Genomic DNA, 26,319 nt, shown 5'->3' with positions numbered 1-26,319 from the left:
TCTTATCCAACCAAAAGAGAATAATGGTAGAAGTTAGTAGAAAATACGTTTTTGATTTCGATAGTACGTTGACTAGGGTAGAAGCATTAGATGTTCTTGCTGAAATGACTTTAGAGGGAAGATCTAACAAAGACGAGGTTATTAAAGAAATACAGAAAATCACCAATTTAGGAATAGATGGCGATATTTCGTTTACGGAGTCTTTAGAGCGTCGAATTAAGTTATTACATGCCAAAAAGGAAGATTTAGACGGTTTGGTTGATAATCTTAGAAATAAAATATCTAAGTCTATAGCTGCGAATAAAGATTTTTTTGAAAAGTATGCAGATGATATTTATGTAATATCCTGTGGCTTTAAAGAGTTTATTGATCCTATTGTAAAAGAATATAATATACCATCTGATCGAGTGTATGCAAATACGTTTAAATTCGACGAAGAAGGGAATATCATCGGTTTCGATGAAAAGAATGTGCTATCTCAGCATAACGGCAAAATTGATTGCTTGAAGCAAATGAATTTGGACGGGGAAGTTCAAGTGATAGGAGATGGTTACAGTGATTATGTAATGCGCGAAGCAGGTATAGCACATAAGTTTTTTGCATATACCGAAAACGTGCATAGAGAAAAAGCCGCTAGTAATGCGGATTATGTTACACCAAGTTTAGATGAATTTTTATTTGTGAACAAGTTGCCAAGAAATATCTCGTACCCAAAGAATAGAATTAAGGTTCTATTATTAGAAAATGTGCACACAGCTGCATTTGATAATTTATCAGAAGACGGTTTTTCCGTTGAATTGATTAAACATAGCTTGTCTGAAGAAGAGCTGCTAGAAAAAATCAAGGGCGTACACGTGCTTGGTATCCGCTCTAAAACACAGGTTACCCAAACTATTTTAGATGCTGCCGATAAATTATTGGTAGTAGGTGCTTTTTGTATTGGTACTACCCAAATAGATTTAGAGACTGCCAAGAAGAAAGGAGTTGTAGTTTTTAATGCCCCTTACAGTAATACAAGGTCTGTAGTAGAGTTGGCTATAGGTGAGATTATTATGTTAATGCGTAGTGTATTTGATCGTAGTAGGGAAATTCATGATGGTCAATGGCAAAAAACAGCTGCTGGATCAAGAGAAGTTCGTGGTAAAAACTTGGGTATTGTAGGTTATGGTAACATTGGTAAGCAATTATCAGTTTTAGCAGAAGCCATGGGTATGCGTGTGTATTACTATGATGTAGATGATAAATTAGCTTTAGGTAATGCGGTAAAATGCAATACGCTAGAAGATTTATTAAATGTTTCTGATGTAGTTACGTTACATATAGATGATAATAAAGCGAACAAAAACTTTATTGGTGAGCGTGAAATAAAGCAAATGAAGAAAGGTGCTATGTTAATAAATCTTTCTAGAGGTTTTGTAGTTGACATCGATGCCCTTGCTGAAGGATTGAAAGATGGTCATATTGGTGGTGCGGCAGTAGATGTTTATCCAGATGAGCCTGCTAGTAATGGAGATTTTCATACAAAATTACAAGGCTTTGCCAATGTAATTTTGACTCCGCATGTTGGTGGTAGTACAGAAGAGGCGCAGCGCGATATTGCAGATTTCGTTCCTAATAAAATAATGGATTACATCAATTCTGGTAACACAGTTGATGCTGTTAATTTCCCGAACATTCGTTTGCCAAAACAGAATAAATCTCACAGATTCTTGCATATACATAAGAATGTACCTGGTATTATGGCTAAAATCAATAAGGTATTAGCTGAATATGAGTTAAATATCAATAGCCAATATTTGTCTACTGATAATGAAGTAGGTTATGTAATTACAGATTTAGATAAAGAGTATAATAAAGATGTCATTAAGGCTTTGAGAAAAGTTGAAAATACTATCAAATTTAGAGTACTATACTAGGTCTTGTAGAGGCTGTCAAAATCAATAGGTGTAAAATCCTTTTATATCTAAAGTGCAAGTTGAGAAACTTGTGCTTTTTTTTTGACCAATTTTGTACTATTTATTACAACATTTTTAGTTCTACAAGGTTATGGTAATGGTACAATTATGTTTTGTAGGAAATACCTTTAATTATGTGGAAAAAGATTTTATCGAAATTAAAATCTGGTAAAAGTTTCAATAACTATTACCTGCTGGTTTTTACTGTAATTGTATTGACGATTGTAATACAGTCTATAATACAATTTTCCTTAGCTAGACAGAGACAAGATGCATTAAGAATTAATGTGGCGGGTAGGCAAAGAATGCTGTCTCAGTCCATTGTAAAAAGTGTTTATGAATGCAGGTATGGCACTTGTGATTATGGGAAATTACGATTGGCGATGAATAAATTTTCTAATTCAAATATTTCGTTGCAAAAAGGTAATGATGCGACAGGAATACCAAAATTAGATAATGTCGAAATTCAAAAAAACTTTGATCGATTACAACCATATCTAAATTTTATTTTAGAAACAACTAATGATTTTAATCAATTAAAATCTATTGATTTAGAGAAGCTATCAGCTGCATCAGATCAGTTTTTAATAATTATGGATACCATTGTGGGGCAATTGCAAAAGGCTTCAGAAGAAGATGTTGAAACGTTAATGGTCATAGAATTAGAACTTGCAGTGTTTTCTTTATTGATTTTAATAATCGAGATTTTCTTTTTTATTAATCCTTCTATAAAAAAGATGGCGATTCAAAATCAGAAATTAAAAGAGATTGCATGGCATCAAACACATGCTTTTAATTCTCACATGAAAAATATAAAGAACTACAACCATGTGCTTAAGATTGAAAAAAATGTAGAGCATAAAGAAGAGCTCATCTCTTTTTTAATGGAAGAACTTACTGATCTAGAAGGTGTTTCAGAGAATATGGTAAAATCACTTGAGAAACAGGCATAGCGTATTTTATGACTCCTTATTTCATTAAATTATTGATGGTGATAGGGTTCGTTTTTTAAAATAGTATATGCTCTATAAATTTGCTCAGTTATAAATAAGCGTACCATTTGATGAGAAAAGGTCATTTTCGATAAACTTATTTTTCCAGATGCTTTTGAATAGATTTCATTACTAAATCCGTAAGGTCCTCCAATTAAAAAAACTAACTGTTTTATACCCGAATTCATTTTCTTTTGTAAAAAGGTAGAAAATTCAACAGACGTATACTGTTTTCCTTTTTCATCGAAAAGAATTAAAACATCTGTAGGTGCTAGTCTCTTAAGAATAAGTTCGCCTTCTTTATCTTTCTGCTGGTCTTCAGATAAGTTTTTGGTCTTTTTTAAATCAGGTATTAGTTCAATTTCAAAATTGATGTAATGCTGTAATCGCTTTTGATATACCTCAATGAGTTCTTGTAGTTGAGAGCTATCTGTTTTGCCAATAGCTAAAAGTTTTATAGTCATATGTCAAAAGTAAATCAATTTCGCAAATGGATTTGTAAATTAGCAATACAATAGATTTAATACATATGATTTCAGAAGAACAATTTAAAGAAGAGATTACATTAATCATAGCAAATGCCATTCGTGAAGATGTTGGTGATGGTGATCATAGTTCGTTGGCATGCATTCCTGATACTGCTACAGGTAAAGCAAAATTATTAGTAAAAGATGAAGGAATCATTGCCGGAGTAGATTTTGCAGAACTCGTATTTTATTTTGTTGATCCTAATTTAAAGATAGAAGTGCTGATAAAAGATGGTACGCCTGTAAGTCACGGTGATATCGTGTTTTATGTAGAAGGCAGTTCACAAAGCATATTAAAAGCTGAGCGTTTGGTATTGAATGCAATGCAAAGAATGAGTGCCATTGCTACCAAGACCCATATGTTCGTAAATCTTTTGAAAGGTACCGGTACAAAAATTCTAGATACCAGAAAAACAACACCAGGTATTCGTGCGCTAGAGAAATGGGCGGTAAAAATTGGTGGTGGAGAAAATCACAGATTCGCATTGTACGATATGATTATGCTAAAGGATAACCATATTGATTTTGCTGGCGGAATTACAAAAGCAATCAACAAGACTAAAAACTACTTAAAAGAAACGGGTCGTGATTTAAAGATTATTGTAGAGGCAAGAAACTTAGACGAAATCAAAGAAATTTTAGAGACAGAAGGTGTGTATAGAATATTGATTGATAATTTCAATTATGAAGATACACGCAAGGCTGTAAAATTAATAGGTAATACCTGTTTAACAGAATCTTCGGGCGGTATTAATGAAAAAACGATTAGGGATTATGCAGAATGCGGTGTAGATTATATTTCTTCGGGTGCATTAACACATTCGGTTTATAATTTAGATTTGAGTTTAAAAGCGGTATAGATGTCTTTAGAGGTCGAAGAAAAGCTAGAAAAAATTCCTATTGTAAATTGGTTGGTCAGATTGTTAAAACAAATCAGGCTGCCCGGTTTTGAGGGACTTTCCGTTTACGACCTTATAGAAATGTATGTGCTTGGTATTTTAAGAGGTACTTTGTCTACACGCGCTAGTGCTATTGCCTTTAGCTTATTTATGGCGCTATTTCCATTAATCATTTTTATGGTGACTTTGGTGCCTTTTTTGGTGTCGTATATTAGTATTGAACATGGCGATTTTGATGTGCAATTTCAGTTATTTTTAGAGTCATTTTTACCAAGTGCCACCGGCGATTATTTTGGAGAGGTGTTTCAGCAGATTAAAGATCAAAAAAGAGGAGGTCTGTTGTCATCGGCATTTTTACTTTCAATATTTCTAATTGCCAACGGTGTAAATTCCATTTTTGGAGGTTTTGAAACATCGTATCACATCGATCTAACACGACATTTTTTTAGGCAATATTTATATGCCTTGATGGTGGGTTTAATTTTAGCAATTTTAATTATAGTAGGTTTTGTAGCGTATATATACTTTGAATTTTATGTCTTGGGATATTTGTCTGAGTTTGCTGCAAAGCAAGGCGGATATATTTTAGGTGAAGATGAAGTTGTAGGTGTGCAAATAGCTAAAATATTATTTTTTATAATTCTATCTTATTTTACTACTGCTATACTTTATTATTTTGGTACTAGAGAAGGTAAGCAAGCAAAGTTTTTTTCTTTTGGAGCCTTAATGACAACTACCTTGTTTTTATTAACATCATATCTTTTCGGTATTTATGTTGAAAAGTTCGCCAGATACAATGAATTATATGGGGCGTTAGGTGGATTATTAATTTTAATGGTCTACATATGGCTAAATTCTAATATATTGCTACTTGGGTTCGAACTGAACGCATCGCTGAATACATTACGTAAAATCACAAAAAAGAATGATAAATAAGAGCATACAGTTAACTATTCTATTCACAGTATTTATTACAATGAGCATTTCTGCTCAGTCGGTTTTTGGTAAGTGGAAAACAATTGATGACCGCACAGGTTTGCCAAAAGGTGTAATTGAAATCTATAAGAAAGAAGGAAAGATGTATGGTAAAGTCGTTAAGATTTTAGAAGAAGGGCAAGAAGGAAGAATTTGTGATAAATGCGATGGAGAATTAAAAGATAAACCCGTAACCGGTATGGAGATTATTACAGACGGCGAGTTGCATGATGATGGAGAATGGAAGGGTAAACGACTATTTGATCCAGAACAAGCAATGACTTTTCGTTTTAAGATATGGTTAAATCCAGAAAATGAAGATGAGTTAAAAGTGCGCGGGTATTTGGCATTTATCTACAGAACCCAAACATGGATACGTGTGGAGGGATAACTATGGCGAACTTTATTAATGTAATATTACCTATTCCGCTAGAGAAAAGTTTTACGTACAGTATAACCGAAGAAGAAGCGGCATTACTGAAGCCAGGTATGCGTGTAGCAGTACCATTTGGTAAATCTAAAATATACACTGGGCTAGTTCAAGGTATTCACAATAATCCGCCAGAAGTCTATGAGGCAAAGGAAATTCATGAGCTATTAGACGAATACCCCATTGTAAATGAGATCCAGCTTAAACATTGGGAATGGATAGCTTCTTATTACATGTGTACCTTGGGTGAAGTGGTACGCAGCGCGTTACCTAGTGCTTTTTTATTGGAGAGTGAAACCTTGGTTCTTAGAAATACGGAATACGAAATAGATGAAAATGAACTTCTAGATGATGAATTTTTGGTGTTTGAAGCGTTGCAACATCAAGCTATACTAAAGGTTCAAGAAGTTTCTTCCATAATAGACCGTAAAAATGTACTGCCAATTCTTCAACGATTATTAGAGAAAAAAGTAATTGTTTTAAAAGAAGAAGTATATGATCAATACAAGCCAAAGTTAGTTAGGTATGTTAAATTGGGTGCAGAGCATACATCAGATGAAAAATTAGAAGAATTATTAAATTCACTTACGAGGGCGCCTAAGCAAAGTCAGGTAGTATTGTCCTTATTTCAATTACAGGGAAAAAGTCAAAATCCGATAAAGGTTTCTGAGCTTGAAAAATCTAGCAACAGCTCTAAAGCAGTAATAAAATCATTAGTCGATAAGGGAATTTTAGAGGAATATTTTATAAAGACCGATAGAGTCAATTATGATGGTGATCCAGATAATTCTGATACTAAGGATTTAAATGAATATCAAGAAATAGCCTTACTAGATATAAAAACTTCTTTCAAAGCCAATAAAGTTACCTTGTTAAAAGGTGTAACATCTTCAGGTAAAACAGAAGTTTATGTAAAACTGATAGAAGAATGTCTTGAAAAGGGGTTGCAGGCATTATATTTATTACCGGAAATAGCCCTAACCACACAACTTATAGGTAGGCTACAAGAGTATTTTGGAGAAAAGATTGCTATTTACCATTCTAAGTATAATGTTCAAGAACGTGTAGAAGTTTGGCAAAACGTTTTACAAGCAAAACCTAAGGCGCAATTGGTAATAGGCGCACGTTCAGCAATGTATTTACCATTTAGTAAGCTAGGGTTGGTAATTGTAGATGAGGAGCATGAGAGTTCTTTTAAGCAATTTGATCCAGCACCAAGATATCACGCTAGAGATGCTGCAATAGTATTAGGTCATTTACATAAGGCAAGTATTCTGTTAGGTTCTGCAACACCAAGTGTAGAAAGTTATTATAATGTACAAACGGGTAAATATGGTTATGCAGAAATAACTAGACGATATGGTAATGTGCTAATGCCTGAAATGGAGTTGGTAGATATAAAAGAAGCTTCTAGAAAAAGAAAGATGAAAGGTCATTTCTCCGAGCGTCTTTTTATGGAAATTGAAGAAACCTTAAAGGAAGGTGCACAAATCATACTTTTTCAGAATAGGCGAGGTTTTGCGCCATTAATGGAGTGTTTAACATGTGGACATACTCCGCAATGTCCCAATTGCGATGTTAGTTTAACTTATCATCAATATAGAAATCAATTACGTTGCCACTACTGTGGTCATCATACGGCATTACCAGAAATTTGTTTTGCATGCGGTAGTCCAGATTTAGATACCAAAGGTTTTGGTACCGAGCAAATAGAGAAAGAGGTTTCGGCATTATTCCCAGAAGCTAAGGTTGGTAGAATGGATTTAGATACTACCAGGGGCAAACACGGTTATGAAAAGATAATTACGGCTTTTGAGCAGCATGAGTTAGATATTTTGGTAGGAACACAAATGATCACTAAAGGTCTTGATTTTAGAAATGTGAATTTGGTAGGAGTTATGAATGCAGATTCTTTATTGAACTTTCCAGATTATCGCGCTCATGAAAGAACCTATCAATTATTAACTCAAGTATCAGGTAGGGCAGGGCGAACCAAAAAAAGAGGTCGTGTTGTTATACAAACCTATAATCCATATCATCAAATATTAAAACAAGTAACTACAAGTGATTATGAAGGTATGTATACTGAGCAGTTGTATGAAAGAGAGCAATTTAAATACCCTCCGGTAAATAGAATTATTAAAGTAACATTTAAGCATAAAAATTACAATGTGCTGAATGAAGCTGCAGATTGGTTTGCAGGGGCATTACGTACTAATTTTGGTGGTACTGTTTTGGGACCAGAATACCCTCCAGTAGCAAGAATTAGAAATCAATATTTAAAGCATATTGTAATAAAAGTTCAAAAAGTGCATTCATTGGCACAGACAAAAGCAAATATTAGGCGAATAGAAAAATCGTTTAAAGCTGTGGCAATGTATAGAAGTGTAAGGGTGATATATAATGTTGACCATATATAACTAAAAAAGACCGCTAATTAGCGGTCTTTTTTGAAAGTAAAATTATACCATATATTATACGTTACTTAGCGCTTCGGCTAGTTCTGTCTTTTTATTTCTACTTAGAGGTATTGATCTACCGCTAACTTCAACATTTTTACTGTTGAATTTTTCAACCTTTTCTAGGTTAATGATGTATGACTTGTGAATTCTTAAAAACTTATCTTCTGGCAATTGCTTTTCAAAAGACTTCATTGTTGATAAGATTACGATATTAGCTTCATCAGTTACTAATTTTATGTAGTCACCAAGTGCTTCAATCCACTTAATATCATTTTAAAATAACCTTTCTTTTCTTTAGGTTACTCTTCACGAAAATGTGCTCTTCGTCTTCGTTGACTCTGTGCAATTGTTCGTAGTTTGCTACAGCTCTTTTAACAGATGCATCAAAACGTGCCATGGTAATCGGTTTATGTAAATAATCCGTTACGTCATAGTCAAATGCTTTAAGTGCATAATCTGGTTTACCGGTAATCAAAATTACCTGAGGACTGTTTTCTAGGGACTCGAGTAGGTCAAATCCTGTGATAATTGGCATCTCAACATCAAGAAAAATAAGATCGATCTCATGGTTCTTGATTCCGTTTTTAGCCTCGATAGCATTACTGTATTCAGCTACCATTGTCAAATTCGGATGATTGTTTACCAACTTGGCAACGGCCATCCTTTGCATAGATGAGTCGTCAACGATGATACTTCTTAACTTCATAAGGGTTGATTTGTGGGGTTAAATCATCGACAAAGAACAGAAAAAACATGCTGAACTGCAACAAAAGATGTGAACAATGCACTGTTGATCGTGTAATTGGTAATGATGATATATTTAAGATTTGGATTAATTTTTAATGTTGTTACCATTTAATAACGAAGAATATTCGTATTTCTTATAATTATTTTAAAAAAATATCTATTTTTGCACTCTTTAAAAACAAATATAATATGAACCATTACGAAACTGTTTTCATTTTGAATCCCGTTCTATCTGATGTTCAGATAGAGGAAACAGTTAAGAAATTCGAAGATTTCTTAATTAACAATGGCGCCAAAATGGTAGCTAAAGAGAATTGGGGGCTAAAAAAATTAGCTTATCCTATTCAAAACAAAAAGAGTGGATTTTACCACTTGTTTGAATTTACTAACACTGGTGAGGTAATTACACCTTACGAACAGGAGTTTAGAAGAGATGAACGTGTTATGCGTTTCTTGACCGTTAAGTTGGACAAGCACGCTGTTGCATGGGCAGAAAAAAGAAGAACAAGAAACAAAACCGCTAAAGCTTAAGTATTATGGCAACATTACAACAACAGGCAAAAGGAAAGAAAGATGGAGAGATCAGGTATCTTACTCCATTAAACATTGAAACCAACACTAAGAAGAAGTATTGTCGTTTTAAAAAATCTGGTATTAAGTACGTAGATTATAAAGATGCTGATTTTTTATTGAAGTTGGTAAACGAGCAAGGTAAATTGTTACCTAGAAGACTTACTGGAACTTCATTGAAGTATCAAAGAAAAGTGGCACAAGCCGTAAAAAGAGCTCGTCATTTGGCGTTAATGCCATATGTTGCTGATTTATTAAAATAAAAGAAAAGAATCATGGAGCTTATATTAAAAGAAGACGTACAAAATTTAGGTTTTAAAGACGACGTAGTAAATGTTAAGAACGGTTACGGAAGAAATTTCCTTATACCTCAAGGCTTAGCTGCTATGGCTACTGTTTCTGCTAAAAAAGTTTTAGCTGAGAACTTAAAGCAAAGAGCACATAAAGATAAGAAAGTTGTTGACGCTGCTAAGAAAGTAGAAGAAGCATTAAAAGCTTTAGAATTAAAAATTACTGCTAAAACAGGAACTGCCGATAAATTATTCGGTTCTGTTACTAATGGTGATTTAGCTGCTGCAATTGAAAAAGAAGGTCATGCAATTGACAAAAAATTCATTAGCATTCAAGGTGGTGCAGTTAAAAGAACTGGACCTTACAACGCACAAATTAGATTACACCGTGAGGTGATTGTTGATTTTGGTTTCGAAGTAGTTGCCGAAAAAAAATAATTAACTATCTAAGTTGATAAATTTGAAAGAGCTATGCCTGCATAGCTCTTTTTTTATTGGTATTTTTGTTAAAGAACTCATAAATAACTCAAAACCAATAAAAATGAAAAACAACTTGTTTTTTAAAGTATTGTTGCTGCTTTTTGCAGGCGCAACCTACGGTCAAGTTACCACCTCTAATATTCGAGGTTTAGTAATGGATGACCAAAATTTACCATTATTTGGCGCAAATATTGTCGCTGTCCACACCCCAACAGGTACTAAGTATGGATCAATTACCAATGAAGATGGTAGATTCAATCTTTTGAACCTTCGTGTTGGCGGTCCTTACAAAGTTGAAATTTCATATGTAGGTTTTAAACCTTACGAACTTACTGATGTTAATTTGTCATTAGGGCAAACTTTCAATGTTGATATTAAATTAGCAAGTGAAAGTCAAGCATTAGACGAAGTTACTGTAGTATCTGATCGTTCGGGTACTTTTAGTAGCGACCGTACTGGTGCAGAAACAAGTGTGGGTAGAAGAGAATTAACACGTTTACCAACTATTTCACGTTCTGCCGCAGATTTTACACGTTTAGAGCCAACGGCAAGTGGTAATTCGTTTGGAGGTAGAAATGATCAATTCAATAATTTCTCTTTAGATGGAGCTATTTTCAACAACCCTTTTGGTTTGGATGCAGCTACACCAGGTGGTCAAACAGATTCACAACCAATATCTTTAGATGCAATTGAGCAAATTCAAGTATCTACAGCACCATATGATGTTACGCAATCAGGTTTTACGGGAGCTTCTGTAAATGCAGTGACTAAAAGTGGTTCTAACGAATTTCACGGTACCGTATATGGTTTCTTTAGAAATGAAGATATGACCGGTGGTAAAATTAAAGGCGATGAGATTGTAAAGCCTAAATTAGACCAAAGTCAATACGGTGTTAGTATCGGTGGTCCAATAGTAAAAAATAAATTGTTCTTCTTCGCTAACTTTGAAAGAGACGAACGTACAGATTTAGGTACTAATGGTTGGGTGCCAAATACAGGCTCAGGAGCAATAAACGAATCTAGAGTACTAGAAAGTGATTTAATAAATGTGCAAAATCAATTATTGGCTGCAGGTTACGATCCAGGTGCTTATCAAGGTTTTACACATGACGCAGAATCTACAAAAGGTCTTTTAAAGTTAGATTGGAATATAAATGACAATAACCGTTTAGCGGTTATTTATAACTTCTTGAATGCATCTAAACAAAAACCAGCTCACCCAACGGCAATACAATTTAGAGGTCCTAATGCAAACACATTACAGTTTCAGAATTCAGGATATGAAATAAACAATGAGCTTAAATCTATTCAAGTTGAATTAAACTCAACTTTGTCAGAAACTGCATCTAACAAATTACAAGTTGGCTATACTCATTTTAACGATTTTAGAAATCCGTTTTCTACACCGGCTCCTTCTATAAACATTACAAAAGATGGTTCTAATTATATAATTGCTGGTCATGAACCATTTTCAGCAAATAATAGATTGGATCAAAAGGTAATTCAAATTACCAACAACCTTAATTTTTACAAAGGTGATCATACTTATACTGTAGGTTTTTCATTAGAAAAATTCATGTTTGATAACTCGTTTAACTTAACCGCTTATGGTTTTGATTTATTCGGTGGTGTAGATATTGCAGATTTTGATGCTAGCACTTATGATTTTGCAGGTCCACAAGCTACTTTTAACGCTAACAATGCCGTACCAGATGGCGAAGGTTGGGCTTTGGCAGAAACTAATGTTGGTCAATTAGCATTTTACGTTCAAGATGAATGGAATTTAAGCGAGAAATTTAAATTAACATACGGTGTTCGTTTCGATAAGCCGTTGTTTTTTGATTCTGCAACAAAAGCACAAGATGTAATCGACAGAGGTTTTGTTATTGCTGATCAACCATACCAAAATCCAAATACAGGTGAAACCGTATTTATAGACAATACTCAAATGCCATCTAATGATTGGTTAATTTCACCAAGAGTAGGTTTTAACTATGATGTTTACGGTGATAGATCATTACAATTACGTGGTGGTTCTGGTTTGTTTACAGGTCGTTTCCCATTCGTATGGTTAGGAAATCAAATTTCATCACCAGATGTATTTTTCTTGCAAGCGGTTGATCCAGATTATAAGTTTCCACAAGTTTGGAGAACTAATTTAGGTGCAGATAAACGTTTAGATAATGGTATGGTGCTTACTGCAGATTTATCTTATACTAAGGATATCAATGGACCACATGTTCAAAACTGGGCATTGACTTCTCCATCAGGTAATTTGTCAGGGGTTGATAAAAGAGCTACGTATACTGAAGGAGATTTATTAAACAGCTTTGGTTTAGGGGCTGGTCCTTATGTTTTTACAAACTCAAATAAGGGTAGAATTTGGAATGCCTCATTAAAAGCTCAAAAGACTTTTGATAAAGGTTTGTATGCAATGTTGGCCTATAGCTATTTAGATGCTAAAGATGTGAATTCTATTGAAGCAGAAATTACGTCAGATGCTTTTGTTGGTAACCCTGTTGTAAACGATGCAAATGCAGATGTTTTAGCACCTTCTAAATATGGAGATAAGCATAGATTCATTGGTGTAGCAAGTAAAAATTGGGAATACGGTAACGGTAAGTGGGGAACTACACTTTCTACATTCTTTGAATATGCTCAAGGTGGTAGATTCAATTATACTTATGGTGGTGATATTAATGGAGATGGATCAGGTATTAATGACCTTATTTATGTACCTACATCTTCAGAAATAGGTCAAATGCAATTTTCAGGAACAGGTCAAGGTGCTGCTTTTGATGCTTTTATTGCTCAAGATGATTATTTAAGTGGTCGTAGAGGACAGTATGCAGAGCGCTATGGGGCTTTAGCACCATGGAGAGGTCGATGGGATGTTAAGTTCTTACAAGATTATAAGATCACTGTATCTGAAGGAAAAACAAATACTATTCAATTTAGTGTTGATGTATTGAATATTGGTAATATGATCAGTTCTGATTGGGGCTTGGTTCAACAACCAAATAATATTCAGCCTGTAGGTGTAACAGTTGATCCAGATTCTAGTATACCAACATACACCTTTAATCCAGAGTTGACAGAAACGTTTGGTTATGATGCTAGTTTGTTATCTAGATGGCAAGCACAAGTAGGATTGAGATATATCTTCTAAGTTTTTAAAATTAAGTTGTAAAAGCCCTAACAAATATGTTAGGGCTTTTTATTTTTGCAAAATGAAATATACGAGGCTAACAAAAGAGCAGTTGGAAGAATTACATCCAGAATTTATTAATTTTCTGGCAACACAATCTATTACGGGTGATGAGTGGGATTCGATAAAAAAAGATAAACCAAAAGTAGCAGAAGAAGAACTAGACATTTTTAGTGATTTGGTTTGGGAAGGAGTGTTGAGCAAAGTTTCTTATTTAGAGAATATTTCAGCCAAGCAAATGCACCTATTTCATTTAACCGATAAAGAGATGAAGCTGATATCGGTAAAAGTGATGAACCCAGAAATTGATTTAACTACTCCGGTTGGTTTTGACTGGTTTAAGAGAAACTGGCAATCAGACTTTGTAGAATATTTAACTGCTGCAAAAGCATATACCGATGATAAGAATGTAGATAAGTTTTTGTTGCTACAACAAGGTGCGGTAATTACTAAAGGAGATTTGTACCAGTGGTTCGAAAAAGTAATCGGTACTTCTTAAAACAATTATAATCTAATATTCATACCATTGAAATATTGCCTTATTTATTTGAAGGTTATATTTGTAATACAATAAAAAATTAATGGCACAGAAACCATCTATACCAAAAGGAACTCGCGATTTTAATCCATCAGAAATTGCAAAACGTAATTACATTTTTGACATTATAAAAAAGAATTTTCAAACGTATGGCTTTCAGCCCATTGAAACTCCTTCTTTTGAGAATTCAGATACGTTGTTGGGTAAATATGGAGAAGAAGGTGATCGATTAATTTTTAAGATATTAAACTCTGGCGATTTTATTAGCAAGGTAGATGACACTACTTATGCTGATAAAAATTCGAACAGTATTGCTCCGAAGATTACAGAAAAAGCATTGCGATACGATTTAACCGTACCGTTTGCGCGCTATGTAGTAATGCATCAAAATGAGTTGGATTTTCCTTTTAAGCGCTATCAGATTCAGCCGGTATGGAGAGCAGATAGACCACAAAAAGGAAGATTTAGAGAATTTTTTCAATGCGATGCTGATGTAGTTGGGTCAGATTCCCTATTGCAAGAAGTAGAATTGATCCAGTTGTATGATGCTGTATTTTCCGAATTAAAATTGGAAGGTGCAACCATTAAAATGAACAATAGAAAAATATTAGCTGGTATAGCAGAAGTTATCGGTGCTAAAGACTTACTGATAGATTTTACCGTAGCCTTAGATAAGCTCGATAAAATAGGAGAGGACGGCGTTAAAAAAGAAATGCTTGCTAAAGGAATTTCTGAGAAAGCTATTGAAAAAGCATCTCCATTATTTTTACCTCAAGGAAGTAATGAAGAACAATTAGAACGATTAGATACACTTTTAAAAGATTCTGAAGAAGGTAAAAAAGGATTGGAAGAACTGCGTTTTATCTTGGAAACGATAGCTGTTTTAGGCTTGCAATCTGCAAATTTATCTATTGATGTAACCCTTGCCCGCGGACTAAATTATTATACAGGAGCCATTTTCGAAGTTGCAGCACCAGAAGGTGTGAAAATGGGATCTATAGGTGGTGGTGGTCGTTATGACGACCTTACCGGTATTTTCGGGCTAAAAAATGTAAGTGGAGTGGGTATTTCATTTGGTCTTGATCGTATTTATTTGGTTTTAGAAGATTTAAATCTTTTTCCAGAAGCTATTGATCAATCACTTCAAGTATTATGTGTCAATTTTGGTGATAAAGAAGCTATGGCAGCTTTAAAGCTGGTAAGTCAATTACGTAAGTCTGGTGTTAAAGCAGATATTTATCCTTCGAGTGCCAAGATGCAAAAGCAGATGAAATATGCTAATAACCGCAATGTTCCTTATGTCATTTTAATAGGGGAGCAAGAGTTGAGCAATAATTCCTTCATCGTTAAAAATATGAAAGAAGGCTCGCAAAAAGAATATAGCTTAAGTAAGGTTGAAGATTTTACAAATCACTTGAGCTAAATGCCTTAAAATCAGATAAAATACTACTGATTAATTTTTGATTATATTTGGTTAACCAATTTGGTTGAGCAATTCTTTATAGTATGGTTTATTTGGATTTAAATCAATACGAAATCAAGTTTTATAATTAAAAAATCATGACGAATAATAGTAAATTATCTGGAAAAAATATACTCATTACTGCTGGTGCTCAGGGTATTGGAGAAGCAATTACGAAACATTTTATTGATAGTGGCGCCAATGTTGCTATTCATTATTTTTCAAGTGCAGATACTGCAAATGAATTAGTGAAATATGCAACTGATAAGGACTCAAAAGCAATTGCAATTAGCGGCGATTTAACAAAAGAAGAAGACGCCAATACATTAGTAAAGAAAACAGTTGAAGCTTTAGGAGGTCTTAATATCTTAATAAATAATGCAGGTTCATTAGTTGCTCGTAAAATGCTTAGCGAAATGGAAACTGAATTTTGGCACAAGGTGATGGATATTAACCTTACATCAATGATGTTTGTAACGAGAGCGGCAGCACCTTATTTAGCAAAAAATGAAAATAGTAGCATTGTCAACTTGGCTTCATTGGCAGGGCGTAAAGGAGGTCATCCAGGGTCTTTAGTCTATTCTACTAGTAAAGGAGCTATTTTAACCTATACGAGGGCACTTGCTTCAGAATTAGGTCCACAGGGCACACGTGTAAATGCTGTTGCACCAGGGCTTATCTTAGGTACTTCATTTCACAATACACATACTACTAAAGAATCTGCTGCAGAAACTACAAAAGGTATTCCTATTCAACGAGCGGGTAATGCAGATGATGTTGCTAGAGCAGTATTGTATTTAGCATCTGAATACGATGGCTTCATTACTGGTGCTACGCTTGATATCAATGGTGGTGTCTACAATATGTAGCATTTCATAAAACTATAGAGAACGCTAGTTAGTAATTACGAACTAGCGTTTTATTTTCATTTTCTTAATATATAAATATGCTAAAGACTCCTATCATACATCCAACAATTATGGAAGTGCTTGGACGTTCAGGTCATTTTGCGCAAGTGGTCATTGCAGATGGTAATTTGCCTGTAGGTGCAATGTCGGGTCCGAATTCTACAACAGTACACCTTAATTTTAAACCAGGCCTATTAGATGCCCTTACAGTTCTGGAAGGTATATTAGAAGTTTGTCCGGTACAAGGAGCTATTGTTATGGAAAAGCCTGCAGAAGCTAATGCTGAAATTCACGATGCCTATAAAAAATTACTTGGAGATGTAACTTGGGATGAAATGGAGCGTTGGGCTTTCTATGATAAAATTAGAGACCAAAATACTACGTTGATTATACAGACAGGTGAGCAACGACGTTTTGCAAATTTAATTTTAACCGTTGGCGTTGTAAAAATGGCTGAAGAGTCTGGATTTTAAAGAAGAGTATAAATTTTACAAATTGTTTTCTTTGTTGGGTATTTCTTTAAGTATAGTCCTGTAATAAGAAATATCATGAGGAACATAGCTGTATTTAATCGGGTCTTTCAATACCTTGCTAAATTCATTTAAAGAAATCAGTTTTAAGGCTTCAACTTCACTGTCTTGCTTTTGAAGTGTGCTAAATGGTGATTTTAGCTTAGCGATAAATGTGTGATGAAATTCATAGTCTTTCAGTACTTCGGAGTGATTTTTGACGGATTTAAAAATGCCTATTTTTTCTAATTCAGAAGGTAAAATTGTCAATCCTATTTCCTCTTGTATTTCTCGCAAGGCGGATGTTATAATGTCTTCACCAGCACCAATATGTCCGGCAACAGAAACATCCCACAATAATGGATATACATCTTTCTCTTTTCCACGTTGTTGCATTAGAATACTACCATCTTTTGTATAAAACCAGATATGAACGGTTTGATGAAACCATCCATTTTTATGTGCTTCTGACTTCATGGCGGTGGTCTTCGTCATGTTGCCATCAGCATCTAAAATGTCTATTAATTCATCCATAAAATAAAAAAAAATCCCTCCGATGAAAGAGGGATTGTATTAATTTAATCGAAGTAGCTAAAAGTTTCTCCGTCCTTAATAGTTAACAGTGTTTCGTAAATTAAACGAATAACGTTTTCTACATCATCTTTATGAACCGTTTCTACCGTTGTGTGCATGTAACGCAATGGTAAAGAAATTAGCGCAGAAGCAACGCCGCCATTACTATACGCAAAAGCATCTGTATCTGTACCTGTAGATCTAGACGCCGCCATTCTTTGAAATGGAATTTTATTATCTTCTGCGGTTTTAATGATACGCTCACGTAATTTGTTTTGAACTGCAGGAGCATAAGAAATAACCGGACCAGCACCAATTTCTGTATGCCCTTGTATTGCTTTGTTGATCATTGGGGTAGTGGTATCATGACAAACATCTGTTACGATAGCTACGTTTGGTTTTATGGTCTGCGTAATCATTTCTGCTCCACGTAAACCTATTTCTTCTTGAACAGAGTTTGTAATGTATAGTCCAAACGGCAGCTTCACTTTATTTTCATGAAGTAAACGAGCAACTTCAGCAATCATAAATCCGCCAGCACGATTATCTATCGCTCTACAAACATATTTGTTCTTGTTAAGAATTTGAAACTCATCTGGGTAAGTAATAACACAACCTACATGAACCCCTAGCTTTTCCACTTCTTCCTTATTTGTGGCACCAACATCAATAGTAATATTCTCAATTTTAGGAGTTTCCTCTTTAGGTCCTTTTCTAGTATGTATTGCCGGCCAGCCAAAAATACCTTTTACAATACCTTTACTTGTATGAATATTTACCCATTTAGATGGAGCTATTTGATGATCACTACCGCCGTTTCTAATAACATGAATTAGACCGTTATCGGTAATGTAGTTTACATACCAAGAAATTTCATCAGAATGCCCTTCAATAACTACTTTATATTTAGCATCAGGATTTATAACGCCTACAGCAGTACCGTACGTATCAGTAATGAATGTATCTACATAAGGTTTTAGGTAATCCATCCATATTTTTTGCCCTTCCCATTCATATCCTGTAGGAGCAGCATTATTCAAGTATTTTTCAAAGAAGTCTTCAGACTTTTTAGTAATTATTTTTTTATCAGCCATCAATGTAAGTTTAAGATACAAACTTAAGAATATTAGCGTTGTATTAGTAATAACCTTCTTTATTAATCGTTAATTTTGGCAAGACTTTTGTTTAGCTCATGGTAATGAAACATAACTTTTTACTACTTTTTTTACTCTTCAGCGGTATTTCTATTTGTAATGCCCAAGTTGCAGAACAAGAACTTGATTCTATTACAGAAAAGATGATTATTGTTGCTGGTGATTCTTTGGTGCAAAGTTCAATTGCCTTAGAAGAGGCTTATGTATTTGGCAAGCTTAAATTTTCATCTTATGATGATAAATTGCGGTATTACATTTTACGCAGAAAAACGCAGAAAGTATATCCGTATGCAAAAATGGCAGCGGAACGCTTGGTAGAGTTGAACGATAGTTTGGCTGATATGAAGAATAATAGAAAGCGAAAGAAATACACCAAAAAAGTACAGAAGTTTATTGAAGAGGAGTTTTCTGAAGAATTGAAAAAGTTAACACGAACCGAAGGTCAGATTTTAGTAAAACTAATATACAGACAAACAGGTACAACTGCTTTTGATTTGGTTAAAGACTTGCGCAATGGCTGGCGAGCCTTTTGGTACAATACTACAGCGAAGCTGTTTAGTATTAGTATAAAGGAAGAATTTCATCCTGATTTAATAGAAGAAGACTATTTAATAGAAGATATATTACAACGTGCTTTTTCTAAGGGTAAGTTAGAACGACAAGAAACCGTTCTTGATTACGACTATGATAAGTTGTATAACAAATGGAAGAGAACAACTAAAGTGCCTAAAGATTAAGATGATTTTGGTTTCTTACCGAACATAGAATCCATTATGGTCATAATTCCTTTAAAGCCTGTTCTAACGGCGAAGAATGCAAGAATTACCCCAATAATACAAACAGGCCAGAATAAAAAATTTTCTTGATTTTTAAATGCTTGATACAATACTATAGGCGCCGTAAACATTAATACTACTGTTATGGCTAGGCGTTTTAAACCGGTTACCAGCATGTCTTTATCAGTTCGTCTCATTGTCTGTAATTGTTATACTATCCTTGTATTCTTCAATTATGGCAAAATAACCCAAGGCAAAATTAACTGAACGTTCTACATTATCAAAAACCTCGTTATTATCGATGCCTGTAATATTTATAATATTGCCGCGTACAGTTGCTGCTGGCGTTTGAAACGGACCTTGGTCACCACCAGACTGAACAATAATTTGGTTCATGTAATTATAAAATGATTCATCTACCCCTAAAAGGCTTATATCGACTACAGAGCTTGTATCTAGCTCTAAATCATTGTCATAAAAGTATGAAAACACAAAAGTTTGACCTTGGTAAAATTCATCTTCGGTTACCAGAAATTCTCCAAAATCTAAATCTAAAAGATAAAAATCATCACTATCATTAGGGTCTGTAAATGTTACAATAACCTCTGTTTCATCACCTGAAAAGAGTGTTTCATCACCTTGAACCAGCGAGTCTATTGGTACTGATTTTATGTAAGTTGTGGTTGCGAAATAACGCTCTTCCTCTGTTTCAAGAATCAACTGAAACACATCACCCTCGTTAATACTACTAACTCTAATTCGCTGATCACTATCAAAAGATGGGTCGGGCACCCATTTTCCACTTCCTGCTTCAACTTCTGCTAAGTTTGATATGCCTCCACCTTCTAATATCTCAGGGGCATCTTCTCTAGGGGTTCCGTAATATATAGTAGCGCTTTTTAATGAAGCAATAGTGTTCTCATCAAAGAACGAACTACTTTCAGAAACCATTATTTCTATAGGTAGATACTCTTGTGTTTCATCAACTCTAATAACACCGTTTACGATAAGTCTAGTTTCGTTTTCAGGGAGCTCTATATCAATAACGTCTTCACAAGAAATGAAAGACGTAATAGTTAGCAAAAATAACAAATAACGTTTCATAGCTTATAATTTAAAGTTATAGGTAACAGCAGGCACAATACCAAAAATAGAAGTACGAACAGCTTCGTTGACACCGGTATCATCATTTTTTCTAAAGCTAATAGAGGCTGCATTTCTTCTGTTATATACATTGTAAAGGCTAAATACCCATTCACCTTTTATTTTCTTATTCTTATTTTTTCTGGGTGTTAATGTTGCAGATAAATCAAGGCGATTATATGCTGGTAGTCTTTGGGTGTTTCGAAGACCGTAATAAGGTACAGTCAAATTTTGAAATTCAAATTGACCTATTGGGTAGTTGGTCGGTTGCCCTGTTTGGTAGGTGAAGTTACTGCTGATGCTCCATTTTTCATTAACATCATAATTTACAAATAAAGACACATCATGCGTTTTATCGTAAGGCGTGTTATACCAATTGCCAAAATTAATACCAGTTTCTAAATTACTTCTACCATCATCTGCAGTTGAAGCTCTGCCAGGTGTACGTTGTTCAGATTTAGACAAGGTATATGCTAGCCACCCTTGTAATTTACCCTCATTTTTGCGTAACAAAAACTCCAGTCCGTAAGCACGGGCTTCTCCGTTTAAAATAACCTGTTCAATAGCATTATTGGCTATTAAGTTAGCGCCATCGATGTAATCTATTCTGTTTTGAACGTCTTTATAGAAAACCTCCGTTTCAATCGAGTAATCTCCGTCTTTTAAATTTTTAAAGTATCCGAAGGCATATTGATCTAATAATTGCGGTTTGGTAAACGGTCCGCTTGGTGTCCAAACATCTAGCGGAGTAGGGGAGCTTGTGTTCGAAAGTAGGTGTAAGTATTGAGCTAATCTTGTATAACTAGCTTTTATAGAGCTGGTCTCGTTTAAGGTGTAAGATAAAGATGCTCTCGGCTCAAAATTACTGAAGTTCGATATTGTAGTTCCTCTTCCAGGATTTATGACATCAATAGGATCTGCTTCTTTATAAATCAGCAAAAAAGGATCGAACTCAACAGGATTGTTATTTGAATAGACATTCAGTTCATCTTGACCTAATCTCATAAAGTGGCTAAAACGTAACCCATAGCCAAGACTTAAATTATCGGTTACTCGATGTTCAAAATCTACATAGGCAGCAAATTCATTGGCGTATTTTTGAATCAATTGTTCTTCAACAATTCCTGATTCGGCATTACTAGGTTCTATTTTACCGGGATTAAATTGATAATATACATTATTGACTCCGTAGTTTACCTGTAATTTATCTGTAGCGTAGTGTTTTAAATCGTATTTAATATTGAAATTACGGATGCCTGAGTTCCAGTTGAATCCTACGAAATCTAATTTCAATCCGTAATAGTAATCAGAGTAAATTAGCGATAGATTTGAGAAAATCTTGTCAGAGAATAAATGGTTCCATCTAAAGTTACCAACGGTATTACCGTAAGTATTGACAAAGCTATCATTGATACCAAATACATCTCTACCAAAATACCCAGATAGAAAAATATTGTTTTTATCGTTTAATCTATAGTTTAATTTAGTGTTTAGATCGTAGAAATAAGCCGTATTGTCAACATCAAAAAGAGGTAGAAAAAGATGGGCGTAAGAAGCTCTACCGCCAATTAGAAAAGCTGCTTTATCCTTCTTTATAGGGCCTTCGACCAATAGTCTGCTTGCCACTGCACCTATACCGCCATTCATTTTAAACTCCTTACTATTTCCTTCTTTTTGAAAAATATCTAGAACAGAAGAGACTCTACCGCCATAACGCGCGGGAATACCACCTTTGTAAAGCTTTACATCTTTTATGGCATCTGGATTAAAAACAGAAAAGAAACCGAATAAGTGTGATGAATTAAAGATAATAGCTTCATCTAAAAGAATTAGATTTTGATCGGCAGCGCCACCACGAACATTAAAGCCAGAAGCGCCTTCACCTGCATTTGTAACCCCAGGAAGCAATAGAATAGATTTTATAACATCAGCTTCGCCAAGAATTACCGGTATTTTTTTAATAGTGCCAACCGATAGCGTATTTACGCTCATTTGTGGTTTTCTGATATCCATCTTTTCCACATTTTCGGTAACTACAACTTCTTCTAACTGTTCAGCTTCTTCTTCAAGTAAATAATCAATACGCTTATTTTCGGTAAGGGTTATTTCTTGTAGAATATCTTCAAAGCCTAAATAACTAATTAGAATAGTATATGTGCCTTCAGGTAATGTAATGGAATAAAAACCATATTCATTAGTGGTAACGCCAGTGCTTAATTCAGGTATGGCAACCGTAACTCCGATAAGTGTTTCATTACTGCTAGATTCAGCTATTGAGCCACTTAACGTATATTTTTGTTGACCCCATGATGATAAACAGAAGCAAAATAGCGAGATAAGAATAAATGGTAAATATCTATTCATCAATTTTTTTTGTAAAAATACTTAGAAATAGGGGATACTCCTACAACTAATTAAAAGTCAAAAAAAAATACCCTCAACTTTCATTGAGGGTATTTTTTAATTCAAATTATACAATTAAATGGAGTTTAATATACCATTTAGAGTTGTGCTTGGTCTCATAGCTTTTTCAACTAGTATAGGGTCTGGTTTATAATAACCGCCTATATCTTGTTTAGAACCTTGAGCATCGATTAATTCAGTAAGAATCTGAGATTCATTTTCATTAATTTCAGTGCTTACTTTTGAAAATATCGATTTCAATTCAGCATTGTCATCTTGTAAAGCTAATGCTTCAGCCCAATATTTAGCTAAGAAGAAGTGACTACCTCTTGTGTCTATTTCTTTTACCTTTCTAGAAGGTGATTTATCATTAAGTAAAAATTTCTCAGTAGCGCTATCTAATGTATCCCCAAGAATTTTAGCAGCTGCATTTGAATTTTTCTCACCGTAGAATTCTAACGAAACTCCTAGAGCTAAAAACTCGCCTAAAGAATCCCATCTAAGATGACCTTCTTCTAAAAATTGTTCTACGTGTTTTGGAGCAGAACCACCTGCACCTGTTTCAAAAAGTCCGCCACCATTCATTAAAGGGACAATCGATAGCATTTTTGCACTAGTACCTACTTCTAAAATAGGAAATAAGTCAGTTAGGTAATCACGTAATACGTTACCAGATACAGAAATAGTATCCTTACCGGCTTTCATTCTTTTTAAAGTAAACTCAGTGGCCTTAAGAGGAGACATTATTTGAATGTCTAAACCTTTAGTGTCTTCTTGAGCCAAATAAGTATTTACTTTTTTAATCAGCTCGGCATCATGTGCTCTATTTTTATCTAACCAAAATATAGTAGGGTCATTAGTAGCCTTAGCTCTTGATACTGCTAATTTTACCCAGTCTTGAATAGGCGCATCTTTTACTTGGCACATACGCCAAATATCACCCTCGCTTACTGGGTGCTCAATTAAAACTTTGCCAGTTTCTTGGTCAATAACTTGAACTTTTCCACTTTTTTTAATTTCAAAAGTCTTATCATGAGAACCGTATTCTTCTGCTTTTTGAGCCATAAGACCAACATTAGGTACCGTACCCATAGTTGTAGGGTCAAAAGCACCGTGTTCTCTACAGAAATCTATAGTAGCTGAGTAGATACCTGCATAGCTACTATCTGGTATAACGGCTTTGGTATCTTGAGCTTTCCCTTCTTTATTCCACATTTGACCAGAATTTCTGATCATTGCAGGCATAGAAGCATCAATAATAATATCGCTAGGTACGTGAAGGTTGGTAATTCCTTTATCAGAATTTACCATAGCCAAATCAGGTCCGTTAGCTAATGCTTCATCTAAATCTTTTTTAATAGCATCTTTTTCGCTCGCAGGAAGTTCTTCAATTTTTTGATATAAACTAGCTAAACCATCATTAGGGCTAATACCTAATTTATCAAATGTATCAGCGTATTTGTCAAAAACGGATTTTAAGAAAGTTTCAACAACAATTCCAAATATAATTGGATCAGAAACTTTCATCATTGTAGCTTTTAAGTGCACAGAGAAAAGAACTCCTTGGTCTTTAGCATCTTTGATTTCTTTTCTTAAGAAATCAAGCAAAGCTGTTTTGCTCAATACCGTTGCGTCAATAATTTCACCCTTTAATAAAGCTAATTTGTCTTTTAAAATAGTTTCAGAGTCTTCTGAAACTAATTTTATTTGAACAGATGTGGCATCGTTCAATGTTAATGATTTCTCATTTGCTTGAAAATCACCGTCACCCATCGTTGCTACATGAGTTTTAGAGCTAGAGCTCCAGGCGCCCATACTGTGCGGATTTTGTTTTGCGTAATTCTTTACGGCTCTAGGTGCTCTACGGTCAGAGTTGCCTTCACGTAGTACTGGGTTTACGGCACTACCTTTTATCTTATCGTATTTCGCCTTAATTTCTTTCTCCTCATCATTCTTAGGCTCATCTGGGTAGCTAGGTAATTTATAACCTTTAGATTGTAATTCTTTTATGGCTTCGTTCAATTGAGGAACAGAAGCGCTAATGTTAGGTAATTTGATGATGTTCGCTTCCGGCTGTTTTGCCATATTCCCCAATTCTTCCAAATCGTTGGACACCTGTTGTTCTTTCGTTAAAAACTCAGGAAAAGTAGCAGCTATCCTGCCGGCTAAAGAGATATCTTTAGTTTCAATTTCAATTCCTGAAGATTTAGTGAACGCTTTTACAATCGGTAAAAAAGACTCTGTAGCCAATGCAGGCGCTTCGTCTGTTTTGGTATAAAAAATTTTGGACATTTGCGGTTTGTTTTAATTTAAGCGGAACAAATATACGATTTTCTAAAAGTTTGAAAGCGGGGAGTGGGCTTTATATTTAAGACAAAGAGGGAAGATTTGTTAAATAACAAAAGCCATATCAATGTACGCATACAATGATATGGCTTTTTAGAAAAAGTTTACGGACAGTTTGTTTTAATTTTTCATTAAAACGGCAACCCTTGATTGCACCCGCTTCACTAATTCAACGTTTAAAATGTTTTTCGATTCTCAGGTACGTAACCTAACATCTACACATCATTTCTTTTTTGTTGTCTTCATTGAAGATTAAAAACCTAGTATATAGTTTTTTTAAAATTCAATTAATCTTAAGTTTTAAGAGCGACAGCTAATAAGCTTAAAATTTACCTCATTTAATTATCATTAAATGAATTGGTCAAACAACAATACGATAGAACGTAAACTTCGTAGTGGCGATAAAATGGATATTTTCAAATTCCTATTTCTTAACCACACTCTAAATTACAAAAAAAAAGTAATTCAAATCTTATTTCTGTAAGTTTTTATTAATCAACACATTATGAACATGGTTTATTAACTTTTGTTCATAAAAAAAGCACCGTATCAAAATGAAACGGTGCTTTGTATTATTTAGGAAGAGAAATTTATCCTCTTATCTCTTTAATTCTAGCTTTCTTACCAGTTAATTCACGGAAGTAGTAAATTCTAGATCTACGTACTTTACCACGTTTGTTAACTTCAATTTTTTGAAGTGCAGGTAAGTTAATAGGGAAGATACGCTCAACACCAACAGTACCTGACATTTTACGGATAGTAAAAGTTTCTGTTGAACCAGAACCTCTACGTTGTATTACAACTCCTTTAAAGAACTGAGTTCTCGTTTTTTCACCTTCCTTAATTTCGTAGTACACAGTAATTGTGTCACCAGAAGAAAATTTTGGAAATTCTTTTTTAGTTACGAACTCGTCTTGTACAAATTTTATTAATGATTCCATTGTATAGTTAATTGGAATTAAATTAAAGCAA

23 protein-coding genes and 1 pseudogene are annotated in these 26,319 nt (G+C 34.3%); 15 read left to right on the top strand and 9 right to left on the bottom strand.

Features of this window, described 5'->3' with window-relative positions:
- The first annotated feature begins 23 nt into the window (after window positions 1-23).
- Window positions 24-1,916 carry a phosphoglycerate dehydrogenase gene (gene serA, locus BUC31_RS13035; RefSeq protein ID WP_073244839.1) on the top strand — a complete coding sequence of 631 codons (1,893 nt, stop codon included), beginning with the start codon at window positions 24-26 and terminating at the stop codon, window positions 1,914-1,916.
- Window positions 1,917-2,089: 173 nt separating this feature from the next.
- Complete coding sequence (locus tag BUC31_RS13030) at window positions 2,090-2,908, top strand: type IV pili methyl-accepting chemotaxis transducer N-terminal domain-containing protein (RefSeq protein ID WP_073244837.1); 819 nt, start codon at window positions 2,090-2,092, stop codon at window positions 2,906-2,908.
- A gap of 29 nt (window positions 2,909-2,937) precedes the next feature.
- On the opposite strand, the gene rlmH is transcribed toward BUC31_RS13030, so the two are convergent.
- Window positions 2,938-3,411 carry a 23S rRNA (pseudouridine(1915)-N(3))-methyltransferase RlmH gene (gene rlmH / locus BUC31_RS13025; protein ID WP_073244835.1) on the bottom strand — a complete coding sequence of 158 codons (474 nt, stop codon included), beginning with the start codon at window positions 3,409-3,411 and terminating at the stop codon, window positions 2,938-2,940.
- A 65-nt stretch (window positions 3,412-3,476) separates the two neighbouring features.
- Here rlmH and nadC point away from each other — a divergent pair, with 65 nt between their 5' ends.
- From nadC to priA, 4 genes are read left to right on the top strand one after another with little or no spacing between them, the layout of a single operon-like run.
- A complete protein-coding gene (nadC, locus tag BUC31_RS13020; protein ID WP_073244833.1) occupies window positions 3,477-4,334 on the top strand; it encodes a carboxylating nicotinate-nucleotide diphosphorylase in 858 nt (285 codons plus the stop codon).
- The gene (locus tag BUC31_RS13015) at window positions 4,335-5,309 is read left to right on the top strand and encodes a YihY/virulence factor BrkB family protein (protein ID WP_073244831.1); all 975 of its coding nucleotides are present in this window, start codon (window positions 4,335-4,337) and stop codon (window positions 5,307-5,309) included.
- Window positions 5,299-5,739: a DUF2147 domain-containing protein gene (locus BUC31_RS13010; RefSeq protein ID WP_073244830.1), complete on the top strand. Its 441-nt coding sequence runs from the start codon at window positions 5,299-5,301 to the stop codon at window positions 5,737-5,739. Before BUC31_RS13015 ends, BUC31_RS13010 begins: the two co-directional genes overlap by 11 nt.
- Before the next feature lie 2 nt (window positions 5,740-5,741).
- On the top strand, window positions 5,742-8,198 hold the full coding sequence (gene priA / locus BUC31_RS13005; protein WP_073245955.1) for a replication restart helicase PriA: 2,457 nt from the start codon (window positions 5,742-5,744) through the stop codon (window positions 8,196-8,198).
- 54 nt (window positions 8,199-8,252) lie between these two features.
- Here priA and BUC31_RS13000 read toward each other — a convergent pair.
- Window positions 8,253-8,946: pseudogene (locus BUC31_RS13000) on the bottom strand (LytR/AlgR family response regulator transcription factor).
- A gap of 230 nt (window positions 8,947-9,176) precedes the next feature.
- Here BUC31_RS13000 and rpsF point away from each other — a divergent pair.
- From rpsF to BUC31_RS12960, 8 genes are all read left to right on the top strand, one after another.
- A complete protein-coding gene (rpsF, locus tag BUC31_RS12995; RefSeq protein ID WP_073244828.1) occupies window positions 9,177-9,518 on the top strand; it encodes a 30S ribosomal protein S6 in 342 nt (113 codons plus the stop codon).
- 5 nt (window positions 9,519-9,523) lie between these two features.
- A complete protein-coding gene (gene rpsR, locus BUC31_RS12990; RefSeq protein ID WP_027067300.1) occupies window positions 9,524-9,820 on the top strand; it encodes a 30S ribosomal protein S18 in 297 nt (98 codons plus the stop codon).
- Window positions 9,821-9,832: 12 nt separating this feature from the next.
- Window positions 9,833-10,285 (top strand): 50S ribosomal protein L9, encoded by a 453-nt coding sequence (rplI, locus tag BUC31_RS12985; RefSeq protein WP_073244826.1) that lies wholly within the window; start codon window positions 9,833-9,835, stop codon window positions 10,283-10,285.
- A gap of 103 nt (window positions 10,286-10,388) precedes the next feature.
- Window positions 10,389-13,496 (top strand): TonB-dependent receptor, encoded by a 3,108-nt coding sequence (locus BUC31_RS12980; RefSeq protein WP_073244824.1) that lies wholly within the window; start codon window positions 10,389-10,391, stop codon window positions 13,494-13,496.
- 61 nt (window positions 13,497-13,557) lie between these two features.
- Complete coding sequence (locus BUC31_RS12975; protein ID WP_073244822.1) at window positions 13,558-14,034, top strand: DUF6495 family protein; 477 nt, start codon at window positions 13,558-13,560, stop codon at window positions 14,032-14,034.
- Between the two features lie 82 nt (window positions 14,035-14,116).
- Entirely contained in the window at window positions 14,117-15,496 is a 1,380-nt protein-coding gene (gene hisS / locus BUC31_RS12970) for a histidine--tRNA ligase (RefSeq protein ID WP_073244820.1), read from the top strand.
- 137 nt (window positions 15,497-15,633) lie between these two features.
- Window positions 15,634-16,404 (top strand): SDR family NAD(P)-dependent oxidoreductase, encoded by a 771-nt coding sequence (locus BUC31_RS12965; protein ID WP_073244818.1) that lies wholly within the window; start codon window positions 15,634-15,636, stop codon window positions 16,402-16,404.
- A 77-nt stretch (window positions 16,405-16,481) separates the two neighbouring features.
- Complete coding sequence (locus BUC31_RS12960; protein ID WP_073244816.1) at window positions 16,482-16,916, top strand: RbsD/FucU domain-containing protein; 435 nt, start codon at window positions 16,482-16,484, stop codon at window positions 16,914-16,916.
- 15 nt (window positions 16,917-16,931) lie between these two features.
- Here the strand turns inward: BUC31_RS12960 and BUC31_RS12955 are convergent, their stop codons facing one another.
- Both BUC31_RS12955 and BUC31_RS12950 read right to left on the bottom strand, forming a co-directional pair.
- Complete coding sequence (locus BUC31_RS12955) at window positions 16,932-17,486, bottom strand: NUDIX hydrolase (protein ID WP_073244814.1); 555 nt, start codon at window positions 17,484-17,486, stop codon at window positions 16,932-16,934.
- Between the two features lie 44 nt (window positions 17,487-17,530).
- Window positions 17,531-18,619, bottom strand: a complete 1,089-nt coding sequence (locus BUC31_RS12950; RefSeq protein WP_073244812.1) for a M42 family metallopeptidase — start codon at window positions 18,617-18,619, stop codon at window positions 17,531-17,533.
- Window positions 18,620-18,723: 104 nt separating this feature from the next.
- Here BUC31_RS12950 and BUC31_RS12945 point away from each other — a divergent pair, with 104 nt between their 5' ends.
- Window positions 18,724-19,416, top strand: a complete 693-nt coding sequence (locus BUC31_RS12945; protein ID WP_073245953.1) for a DUF4294 domain-containing protein — start codon at window positions 18,724-18,726, stop codon at window positions 19,414-19,416.
- On the opposite strand, the gene BUC31_RS12940 is transcribed toward BUC31_RS12945, so the two are convergent.
- From BUC31_RS12940 to rplS, 5 genes are all read right to left on the bottom strand, one after another.
- Window positions 19,413-19,652: a DUF6095 family protein gene (locus BUC31_RS12940; RefSeq protein WP_073244810.1), complete on the bottom strand. Its 240-nt coding sequence runs from the start codon at window positions 19,650-19,652 to the stop codon at window positions 19,413-19,415. The genes BUC31_RS12945 and BUC31_RS12940 overlap by 4 nt on opposite strands.
- Complete coding sequence (locus BUC31_RS12935; protein WP_073244808.1) at window positions 19,639-20,559, bottom strand: DUF4249 family protein; 921 nt, start codon at window positions 20,557-20,559, stop codon at window positions 19,639-19,641. Before BUC31_RS12935 ends, BUC31_RS12940 begins: the two co-directional genes overlap by 14 nt.
- Before the next feature lie 3 nt (window positions 20,560-20,562).
- Complete coding sequence (locus BUC31_RS12930) at window positions 20,563-22,962, bottom strand: TonB-dependent receptor (RefSeq protein WP_073244807.1); 2,400 nt, start codon at window positions 22,960-22,962, stop codon at window positions 20,563-20,565.
- 114 nt (window positions 22,963-23,076) lie between these two features.
- On the bottom strand, window positions 23,077-25,293 hold the full coding sequence (locus BUC31_RS12925) for an NADP-dependent isocitrate dehydrogenase (RefSeq protein ID WP_073244805.1): 2,217 nt from the start codon (window positions 25,291-25,293) through the stop codon (window positions 23,077-23,079).
- A 644-nt stretch (window positions 25,294-25,937) separates the two neighbouring features.
- Window positions 25,938-26,288 carry a 50S ribosomal protein L19 gene (gene rplS / locus BUC31_RS12920; protein WP_027067287.1) on the bottom strand — a complete coding sequence of 117 codons (351 nt, stop codon included), beginning with the start codon at window positions 26,286-26,288 and terminating at the stop codon, window positions 25,938-25,940.
- Between the last annotated feature and the right edge of the window lie 31 nt (window positions 26,289-26,319).

This window comes from Maribacter aquivivus, from assembly GCF_900142175.1.
GTDB classification, from domain to species: Bacteria; Bacteroidota; Bacteroidia; order Flavobacteriales; family Flavobacteriaceae; genus Maribacter; species Maribacter aquivivus.
Note: the sequence above shows the minus strand (reverse complement) of the source record. Positions and strands in the feature narration are given on the sequence as shown.